Raw genomic sequence first — 10,036 nt, 5'->3', positions numbered from 1 at the left:
CTGAAGGTGCAAGGTTTCCGTTGCTGCGCAACGGTTTAGCGCGGATGGAAAGGCGACTACATTGTAGTACGGTTCTTGCGGCGCGTAAAAGCCACACAAATCCGCCACTTGAGCGTAGTACGGACGACTACGATGGTTTGGCACTCGACGATCAACTTGCCGCGTGCCAGCCTCTAGGCTATAAGTCAGGCCTTCTTCAGTCCCCACCAGCCTCCCTGCTAGGAGGTTGGTCTTGGCTACCAGTTACCGGCACTATAATGTGCGGCTCGAGCGGACCCAGTGGGATCGGCTGAGCACCATCGCTGCGGAGCGCAAGCTCAGCGTCGCCGACATCATCCGGTCGGCGCTGGACGTCTTCCTCTCCTCGTCCGATCTGCTGACCGCCAGCCACCGCCGTCTTGCACGGATCAGCGAGTTCCAGCAGCTCGCTTTGGACATCATCATCCGCGAGCAATATCCCGAGCTTCGCGAGCGGCTCGTCGCCGAAACCGACAAGCGCCTGGTTCAATATCATGGCGCGTGAGGACATCCGCTCGAACGGGAAAAACATCCCGCTGACCCATCACTCCGCGCGGGGCCGGGTTCAGCGCAACTCGGGCAATTTCACACGCGGCAGCCAGCTCCTCACCCATGAGATGCTGATGTGGTTTTCGGGCGCGAAGCTGCCCATCATCGCCTGGTTCTTCGCCTTCCTCGCCGCCTGGTTCATCATCCTTTCGCTGCGCCTCGACGAGCATGGATTCCAGCTCGTCTGCATGAAGCTCTATTCGGCGCTTTGGAACTGGGTCGACCTCAATCCCAACAAGCGCGTCAACGTCACGCTGCCGAACGGCGAGATCTACAAAACGATCATGCCGGCCGTGCCCTATATCCCCGCCGTCCAAAAGGCGTGGGCAACCACGGTCCACGCGTTTATCGGCTCGATCCTCGTCTCGGTTTTCGTCATCGCGCCGATCACGATCTGGTTCGTCGATATCTCCCGGCGGCGCGGCAAGACCATCCTCCAGGAACGCCACGAACGCGGCGCGATGCTGGTCGAGCGCGATGTCCTCTTCGCCGAAATCGCCCAGCATAACGCCGCCAAATTCGAGGAAGATGCGCGTCAATTCTTCCCCCGGCTAAGCCCTTCGGCGGTGCTCCGATTGCCCTTTGCCGAGCGGAAAGCCGGCGGCATTCACCACCCCTATTCGCTTGCCGGCGTGCCCTATCCGCACCGCATGGAGCAGTCGCACACGATGCTCATCGGCACGACCGGATCGGGCAAGACTACCGAGCTTCGCAGTCTCGTCGCGCAGATGCGGGCGCGCCAGGACAATGCGGTCATCTTCGACCTGACAGGCGCCTATGTCGAAGCCTTCTACGATCCCGAGCGGGATACGATCCTCAACCCGATGGACCAACGCTGCCCGGCCTGGTCGATCTTCAACGATTGCCGCACGCACAGCGAATTCACTGCGGCGGCTGCAGCCCTGATCCCGTCGGACGGTGGATCCTCGGAGCCCTTCTGGGCGCTGGCGGCGCGCACGCTGTTCATCGAAATGTGCGTCCGCCTCCAGGAGCGCGGCCAGACCACCAATCTGGCGCTCAGCGAAAACCTGATGACGGCCGATCTGAAGCGCGTTCACCGTTTCCTCGCCAACACCATCGCCGACCCGCTGACCGCCCCGGAAGCCGCCCGCATGGCGGAATCGATCCGTGCCGTCTTCAACACCAATGCGCAGGTCCTGCGCTTCCTGCCCGACGAGGGCGAGCAGTTCTCGATCCGCGACTGGATCACCGGCGACAAGCAGCCCGGCGCGATCCTCTTCATCACCTCAAACTATGTCGATCTGGCGATGAACCGGGCGCTGCTGACGCTCTGGATGGACCTGTGCATCAACCGTCTCATGACCATGCCGCGCACCCGCTCCTTGCGCATGTGGTTCATGTTCGACGAGCTCGGCGCGCTCCACAAACTGCCGGCAATCGAGAATGGCCTCCAGACCGCGCGCGCATTCGGCGGCGCGATGATCCTGGGCATCCACAGCTTCGAGAAACTGGTCGAAGTTTATGGCGAGCAGGGCGCCCGCAATCTCGCCTCGCTCGCCCGATCCAAGCTCATCCTGGCAACCGCAGACCTCGACACGGCCGAGCAATGCGCGCGCTACATCGGCAACCGTGAAGTGCGTCAGATGGATGAGGCGTACAGCTATGGTTACAACAACAATCGTGACGCCTCGACGCTGACCCCGCGCAAGCAGGTCGAACCGCTCGTGATCGCCGACGACATCACCAACCTGCCTTCGATGCATGGCTTCGTGAAGTTCCCCGATGGCTTTCCGGCGGCCCGCATTCTGCTCGAATGGCAAGACTATCCCCAGGTCGCCCAGGGGTTTGTCGCGCGACCCACCATGAGCCCGGTGCGGTCGAGGCGCGGAGAGGAAGTGTTCGCCGAAGAGGACGGCGCAGGAGGCGAGGCAGGTGGGCGTGATGGCGCCGTCCAGATCGTGGAGGAGGTGGTCGAGGCGACCAATCTCGCAAAGGAGATGGCGGCGCGGATCCTCAGCACTCTGACCGAAGAGGAGAATGCCGAGACGATGCGCGCGGCGCAGCGCACCGACGATCGGAACGAGCAGACGACGCCCGCTATCCATGCGGCTGACAAGGCGCAGACAGCGCGCGACAAGCCGGAGGAGCAGGCCGCCGGCACCCGGACCAGCGAGGAGCGCCGCGACGGTCGCGACGCGCAACCGCGCGCCGCCCAGGTCGAGGATCAGACCCTGGTCGAGCTGCGGGAAGGCTTTGCCAGCGGGCGCGATTCCGATGGCATGGATATGGGGATCTAGGGCGTGCTCTCGGTCGCCTCGGTCCGCTCCGCCTCGGGCGCCGCGAACTATTTCGCGAAGGACGACTTCAAGGACAATTACTACACCGCCGATGGCTCGGCTGAGCAGAGCGAATGGGGCGGGGCGGGGGCCGAGACGCTCGGCCTCGAAGGCGAGGTTTCGAAACAGGCGTTCGAGGAAATCCTGAGCGGGACGCTGCCGTCAGGCGAGGGCGTCGCCCAAGTGGAAAACCGCCGCAACGGCGTGGATCTCACCTTCTCGGCGCCTAAGTCGGTGTCCCTCATGGCCTATGTCGCCGGCGACAAACGCGTGCTCGCGGCCAACATGGCTGCCGTCCAGAAGACGATGGCATGGGTCGAGAAGAATCTCGCCGAGGGTCGCAAGGATGTGGAGGGCCGCAAGGTCCCGGTCCAAACCGGCAATCTGGTCTATGCGCTGTTCCAGCACGACACGAGCCGCGCGCTCGACCCGCAGGCCCATGTCCATGCCGTCGTCGCCAATCTGACGCAGATGCCAGACGGCAAATGGCAGGCGCTCCACGCCGACAAGATCTGGAGCAGCAACACGACGATCGGCGCCATCTACCACGCCTATCTGAGGGCCGGCCTCGAGAAGCTTGGCTACAGCGTAGAGCTCAAGGGTAAACACGGCACGTTCGAAATAGCGGGCGTGCCCAAGGCGGTGATCGACGCCTTCAGCCAGCGCCGCGAGGCGATCCTGGAAAAGGCGGCGGCACTCGGCATCGTCTCGGCCAAGGGCCGTGACGGGATCACCACCAACACCCGTGATCCCAAACTCAATGTCGATGACCGCGACGGGCTGCTGAAAGGCTGGATCGACAAGGCAGCGGCGCTCGGCTTCGACGGAAAGGGCCTGCTCGCTTCGGCCGAGGCACGCTCAGGTCTGAGCGCCGCCGACGGCCGGCTTGAGCGCGGCTTCCGCGCGGTCAGCGACGCGATCGCCGGCGCGCGCGACCTGGTCGGCGGCTTCCTTCGCCCGCACGATCCGCTGGTCGATTCAGGGCTCGCGCGCGTCACCCAGTCTCCCGCGACAGCCCGCTCGCAGCTCGCCGTCGCGTCCGCCGTCCGGATCTTTTCCGAACGCGAGGCGGCATTCAACGTCCACCTGCTGGCGAAGACCGCGCTCGATCTGGGATTGAAGGGCGTCACGATCGACACCGTCGAGCACCGCATCGGCCAGCTGATCGAGAACCGGCAGCTGATCCCCGGCGTCGTCCGCGCCGGCGACAAAGGCGTGAGCATGGTCACCACGCAGGAGGCGCTCCGCACCGAAGAGAGCATCCTCAAGGCAGTCGAGGCCGGTGCGGGAAAAGCCGCTCCGATCGTCCAGACCGCCGATGCGCCCGCACGGCTGCAGACGGCCGCGGATCGCCCGCTCAATGCCGGGCAGCTTGCCGCGGCCACGCTGATCCTGGCGTCTGAGGATCGCACCGTCACCATTCAGGGCGTCGCCGGCGCCGGCAAATCGACGATGCTGCAGGCGGTCGCCCGGGTCGCCGAGAGTGAGGGCCGCAATGTTTTCGGTCTCGCTTTCCAGAACAAGATGATCGCCGATCTTGCGACAAGTGCCGGCATCAAGAGCCAGACGATCGCCTCTTTCGTTCTCGCCAACGAACGGTTCGTGACCGAGCGCGACACGCCGCGGTTCGAGGCTGCGCAGGCGAAGTTCGCAGGGGCCATGCTTGTCGTCGACGAGACCTCGATGGTCTCGAGCGACGACATGCTGATGCTCCACCGGATCACCGAGGCGCTCGGCGTCGACAAACTCGTGCTGGTCGGCGACCGCCAGCAACTCTCCTCGATCGACGCGGGCAAGTCGTTCGCGATGATCCAGGCGGCCGGCGGCACCATGGCGCGGATGGACGAGAATATCCGCCAGCGCACTGATACGCTGCGGACCGTCGCGGCGCTCGCCAATGTCGGCAAGGCCGGCGAGGCGATGAAGGTGCTGGGCGACAACGTCCATGAGAGCGCCAGCGCGCCGGAGACCGCCGCCGACATGTGGCTGGCACTGTCCTCGGGCGATCGCGAGGCGACCGCCGTCTTCGCGTCCGGCCGGGAATCCCGTGCGATCATCAATCAGCGTATTCAGGACGGCCTCGCGGCCGAGGGCACCGTGAGGGGGCAGGCCATCCACCTCACCGTCTATGAACGGGTCAATCTGACCCGCGAAGAGCTGCGCTACGCGTCGACTTACCAGCCCGGCCAGACGCTCGATGTCGGCCGCGGCGGTGCGCAGGACATCGGCCTCGGAAAAGGCCGGTACGATGTCACCCGCGTTATGCCCAACGGCAGGGTCGAGCTCAGCGATGGCCGCCGGAAGATCCGGTTCGACCCGCAAAAACTCTCGCCGACCGAGAAACGCGACCGGCTCGAGCTCACCCAGAAGAAGGACCTCCACGTGCGGGAGGGCGACCGCATCCGCTGGACCGCCAACGACAAGCCGCGGGATCTCCACAACGCGGCGCTCGCCCGCGTGCTGACAGTCGATGCCAATGGCGTCACCGTGGAGACCGCCGGGCAGCAGAGGCTGACGCTCGATCTGGGCGATCCGATGCTGTCGCGTCTCGACCTTGCCTACGCGCTCAACATGCACATGGCGCAGGGCATCACGACCGACAAAGCCATCACGGTCATGGACAGTCATGAGCGCAATCTGTCCAACCAGCGCCTGTTCAATGTCGGCGTGACGCGCGTCCGCGACGTTCTGACCATGGTGGTGGACAACCGGGAAAAGCTCGAGCGCCAGCTCGATCTCAATCCCGGCAACAAGACCTCCGCGCTCGAGACGGTCGGTCGCCTCGATATCGACGCCAAGAAGGGACCGGCGCCCGCGGCGAAGTTCGACCCGGGTCCGATCGAGGGCATCAACATGGTCGATCAGCCCGACATCTTCGCCGATCTGCCACCGGTCCCGGACGGACCGGTCGCGCCACCCCCGGCCACGGCGAAGGCCGGCGACCTCAAGGCGCCGTCCGATTTGAAGCCGGACAAGAGCGACCTTTTGCCCCCGCTGCCCGAGCGCAGCCTGGGGCTCGATTTGTAGCGAAGCGTCGGCGCGGTGCCGGCCAGAATGAAGGAGACCGACCATGGCATGGGATTTTGACGAAGGCGGCAAGTTTGGCAGCGAAAAAGCGGCCGAGGATTATGCGCGCCGCAACGGCCTCAGCGAAGCGGATTTCCGCACCCGCCGTAAGGGCGACCAGGTCGAACTCGAGATCCGCCGCTCGGCGATCGACGGCCGCACGCTGCGGGACAGCAACGAGGGCCGCAAGGACGGCTGGAACTGACACCGTTGGCGCGTGATCGCCGCGAGGCGGTCGGCGCTAAACCGAAAAGGGGAATCCCCATGTCTCATCTTCCCAATTATCTCGCCCAACACCCGTTGGTGGTACCGATCCTGATCGGCGTCGCGGTCGTGCTCTTTCTCGTGTCGCACGGTATGAGCGCGGTTCCTCCGGCACCGGTCGCGAAGCCTTTCCTGACGTCTCGCGAGCAGGCGATGCTCTTCGCGCTGGAAGAAGTTCTGCCGATGTACCGGGTTCACACTCAGGTTGCGATGGGCGCATTGCTCACCGTTCCCAAACGACTGGGGCGCAGGTCTACCCCGGCCGATCGCAATGCCTTTTCCCAGAAGATCGTCGATTTCGTGATCTTCGATCAAACGACGGGCAAGATCGTCGCCCTGGTCGAACTCGATGACCGGACGCACGACGCTCAGAAAGACCGGAAGCGCGATGCGATGACCGCACACGCGGGTTATCAGACAATCCGCATCCCCGCCTCGGCCCGGCCCACCGTCCCGGCAGCGCTGGCCGCCGTCGGTCATCTTCGCGAGGCGGCGCTCAGCGTCGCGCTCGCAGCCGCGTAGGGAGACGGCCGATGGGTCTCGATGATCGCGACTATATGCACGAGCGTCGCCGCCGCGAAAGCGGCGCTCGCCTCGGCAGTGCCGCCTGGATCGACAAGAAGGGGCGGCTTGAGCACCATGACCTGTGGTTCGACGGCAAGGATGTCGGTTCTGGTCGGAAACATCGGCACAGGTCCACGCCGCGTATGGTCTCGCATCCGTGGCAGAAGTGGATAATCTTGCTCTCGGCGACCTCAATCCTGGTCCCAATGTACGGAGAGGCCCAGCGTAAAGGGTGGCTACCGGATTTCGAGAAGGCGGCACCGTTTCCTGAAACAGGATCGGTAACGGTGCCGGCAAACATGGTCGGCATCGTCAGCAGAAGCTCTCTGACAATCGTGACGAGCGAGGCCAATGCTGTGGTTCAGCTCTTCGACCCGGATACAAATAACCACGCGCTGTCGATCTACGTTGCTGCCAACAGCCGGGTCACCGTTCCGGTGCCGTCAGCTACCTACCGGATGCGGCTGATCGAGGGACAGAACTGGCACGGAACGACGCGCTATTTCGGACCCAACACGTCGTACGAGACTGTCGCGGAATTGATGACCTTCGGGCCGCGCAGCGGGTATAGTATCGACCTGCATCGAAGGCCCGATGGCAATCTCAGGACCCGCCTCATGCTATCGCAACCAGAAAGCCTCTAGCTGCTGGTGCCACCCGTGACACTTTACCTGGAAACGCTGGGTAAAGTGTCACTGATGACAATTCCCTCGCTTTGCGCCCCTTGTTGCAGAAGCCGGTGCCCGATTTCCCCAGTTAGCTGTATTGGGGATAGACCAGTCAGGGATAACCATGCCGATCCAACAAAAGTATTTCGAGCTGCGCGACGTCCACGCCCTCCAGGGGCGGCCATGGATACCGCTGCGCCATGACGCCGACGTGGAAATCAGCCCCCCGGAACCGGGTATCCTGGAGTTAAAGGAATATACCGGGATCGCTACTGCCGCCATCTACGACACCAAGAGGATTGATGGCGAAAAGATCGGATGGAGTGACCTTGGCGTTGCCGCACATCGGGGCGGCATGGAGCCCTGGGGTTATCGTGCGTCCGATCTCTTCTATCGCAGAGCAGATGAGCCGATCGGTGTAAACCTCGTGATCGACCAATATCTCGAGGACGAACATCTCCACATCTGGCATCTGCATCCTGATTTGATCGTCGCCCTCAAGCTCTTACGCGAGGGCGATAGCTGGTTTCGGCCTTCGGAGGGTTGGGCCGAGGTTGCGCGACTGAAGCGAGACCACCACGAACGACCGTGCTGCTTGAGATCCGGGCTGAGTTTTTGGGCGACTATCTCAGCGCGCGTGCCATGGCCCTCTACTGCTCAAGCTACTGGCAACGAACCGCCGTCACCGCCGACAAACCCGTTCACAGCTGGCCTGGTGACTCGTTTGACGAGGTGGCAGGAAGGGACACGCGCGAGGGGCGCATCAGCAATGGCCGCTGGCCCGTGCCAACCGATCATTTCAGCATATTGGGCGCGATGTGGCGGACGGAATGGGTTCAAGCGGGAGGACGCAGTACCCGCATCCGGGGCGATAAGGATCCTCACTCGACCAGTTTCGCGCTGGAGAATGATGGTCGGCGCGCGTCAGGAGAGGATCTCGCCGGCGTGTCGTCCTGGCTCTATTTCGACCCGACCGTGGTCTCCGCGCTCATGCGCCATCGCGGCGCGACGCTGCACTGGTACAGCGCGGAGACTGGCGCGCTCGGTGCCAGCACTAACGTGCATTTCGGGGTCAATCGGCTCGGCCTCATCACTGTCTTCGCCAAGGATATCGGCGCGCTCGATCCGTGGGAGCAACGATTGTGGAGTGCTCACAACGTGACGCCCGACGGTGGTGTGTCCGCGGAGCTTTTCGCCGCCCAAATGGAGGTGAGGCCAGCAGCCACCGTCGCACCCGAGTCCGAGCTCTCAGTTGCGCTCGACGAGATTGATACGGCCTTCAAGGCGAAATACGGGCTCCCACTGCTTCGAGCCGATAAGGCAGTTCCCACATTGCTACGCCGGGCGCACCGATTTCAGGTGGCTGAGGCAGACGGCCTCCTTGAGCTCTCGAAGGAAGTAACCCGCCTGTTTACGGAGCGGGTCGACGTCGACGCCGTCCTCTCGCCGCTCGCCGTGCCCAAGCAAAAGGACGGCAAAAAGCCCGGCTCGAACAAGGCGCTCGAAAAGCTCATCGGCAGCCTGCTCGGAGAGGCTGCTGCAAGCAGCATGACGGCACCCCTGTTCGGGATCTACGATTTACGGCTCGCCGACGCCCATCTTGGCTCGGGCAACATCGCGAGCGGCAAAGTGCGGGCGGGGGTCGACGACACCGCCCCGGCGGCCATGCAGGGGCGCCAATTGCTCGACACGTTCGTAAAGACACTGCGTCAGATCGCAGCGGCGATCATCTAGCGGCTATCAGGCAGGGCGTCGCTACAAGGCAAGCGCGGTTTGAATTGCGCTACCCGCAATCTCTTCGATGATGAAGGTTCGCGCCGGTGGTGTCTCTAGCAATTCGGTCTCTGGAACGGTTCGGTCAAGCCACTGCATGACTTGCCGCCGGTGAATGATCGCGCCGTGCCGCTCCTGGAACCGGCTGACCTCCGGGTTCGCCGTAACGGTGACGATCTTGTAGCTCTCTGGCCAGTCGGCCATCGCTGGCTCCCAGACCGCAGCGAGGTAGAAGAAGTTCCCGCCATCAAGCGTCACCCGATACCGCTTGTCTCCAACCGTCATGTGAAATTCGGAGGCGGGCACGAGGCAACGATGGCTCGGGAAGGTCTTGCCCTCAGACCGCACGAACCTGAAGGACGTCCCCGCGCCGAAGCGTGGATCGGAACCCCACCTGGCGTGGACCATTTCCAGTTCCAGCGTTTTCGCCGGGTTGTAGCGGATGATTGCGCGCTGTGAGCCGAGTGGCGCATCTGTGTCGAAGGGCGTTGCCTTGTCCATCGCAAGGAACATAATGGGAACGTCGTTGAGTCGCAAGCCAGATCAAAGTGAGAAGCCGGATGTGCAATGACTATCGCCTGGAAGTCGATATCGCGTCGATCGTCGAGGATTTCGATAACCTCAAGATCAAGGTCAAAATGCCCGAGGGGACTCCGAACGTCGAGGCTCGCGAGGACATCAAGATCAGCGATACCGCCCCAATCGTGCGGAGTGGGGAGGCTCGCGGAACGGGTGAACTGCTCAACCGTCGATGGAGTTGGGCCGGGCAGGGCGGCAAGCCGGTCTATAACTTCAGGTCGGAAGGTAGGGAGTTCACATCCCACCGGTGCCTCATTC

The 10,036-nt window shown here is 63.4% G+C and carries 9 protein-coding genes and 1 pseudogene; 8 read left to right on the top strand and 2 right to left on the bottom strand.

The window, feature by feature from the left end; all coding sequences use genetic code 11:
- Positions 1 to 232: 232 nt before the first annotated feature.
- Genes EJC47_RS20335 through EJC47_RS20310 form a run of 6 tightly spaced genes read left to right on the top strand, consistent with a single transcriptional unit; the run spans position 233 to position 7,402 of the window.
- Complete coding sequence (locus EJC47_RS20335) at positions 233 to 523, top strand: hypothetical protein (protein ID WP_010405779.1); 291 nt, start codon at positions 233 to 235, stop codon at positions 521 to 523.
- On the top strand, positions 513 to 2,825 hold the full coding sequence (locus EJC47_RS20330; protein WP_126849528.1) for a type IV secretion system DNA-binding domain-containing protein: 2,313 nt from the start codon (positions 513 to 515) through the stop codon (positions 2,823 to 2,825). The genes EJC47_RS20335 and EJC47_RS20330 overlap by 11 nt, the downstream gene beginning before the upstream one ends.
- A 3-nt stretch (positions 2,826 to 2,828) precedes the next feature.
- Entirely contained in the window at positions 2,829 to 5,891 is a 3,063-nt protein-coding gene (mobF, locus tag EJC47_RS20325) for a MobF family relaxase (protein WP_126849527.1), read from the top strand.
- Between the two features lie 43 nt (positions 5,892 to 5,934).
- Positions 5,935 to 6,135: a hypothetical protein gene (locus tag EJC47_RS20320; protein WP_126849526.1), complete on the top strand. Its 201-nt coding sequence runs from the start codon at positions 5,935 to 5,937 to the stop codon at positions 6,133 to 6,135.
- 5 nt (positions 6,136 to 6,140) lie between these two features.
- On the top strand, positions 6,141 to 6,716 hold the full coding sequence (locus EJC47_RS20315; RefSeq protein WP_312845362.1) for a DUF2726 domain-containing protein: 576 nt from the start codon (positions 6,141 to 6,143) through the stop codon (positions 6,714 to 6,716).
- An 11-nt stretch (positions 6,717 to 6,727) separates the two neighbouring features.
- Positions 6,728 to 7,402: a hypothetical protein gene (locus tag EJC47_RS20310; protein ID WP_126849525.1), complete on the top strand. Its 675-nt coding sequence runs from the start codon at positions 6,728 to 6,730 to the stop codon at positions 7,400 to 7,402.
- Positions 7,403 to 7,673: 271 nt separating this feature from the next.
- On the opposite strand, the gene EJC47_RS21480 is transcribed toward EJC47_RS20310, so the two are convergent.
- A complete protein-coding gene (locus tag EJC47_RS21480; RefSeq protein WP_260591692.1) occupies positions 7,674 to 7,898 on the bottom strand; it encodes a hypothetical protein in 225 nt (74 codons plus the stop codon).
- Positions 7,899 to 8,014: 116 nt separating this feature from the next.
- Here EJC47_RS21480 and EJC47_RS20305 point away from each other — a divergent pair, with 116 nt between their 5' ends.
- Positions 8,015 to 9,160: a hypothetical protein gene (locus EJC47_RS20305; RefSeq protein ID WP_260591691.1), complete on the top strand. Its 1,146-nt coding sequence runs from the start codon at positions 8,015 to 8,017 to the stop codon at positions 9,158 to 9,160.
- A gap of 21 nt (positions 9,161 to 9,181) precedes the next feature.
- Here EJC47_RS20305 and EJC47_RS20300 read toward each other — a convergent pair whose 3' ends face one another.
- Positions 9,182 to 9,736, bottom strand: a complete 555-nt coding sequence (locus tag EJC47_RS20300) for an SOS response-associated peptidase family protein (protein WP_260591690.1) — start codon at positions 9,734 to 9,736, stop codon at positions 9,182 to 9,184.
- A 23-nt stretch (positions 9,737 to 9,759) separates the two neighbouring features.
- Here EJC47_RS20300 and EJC47_RS20295 point away from each other — a divergent pair.
- Positions 9,760 to 10,036, top strand: a pseudogene (locus tag EJC47_RS20295) (SOS response-associated peptidase); the annotation flags it as partial.

It is taken from the genome of Sphingomonas sp. TF3 (genome assembly GCF_003985085.1).
Lineage (GTDB): Bacteria > Pseudomonadota > Alphaproteobacteria > Sphingomonadales > Sphingomonadaceae > Sphingomonas.
This window is presented reverse-complemented; position numbering and strand designations above follow the sequence as displayed.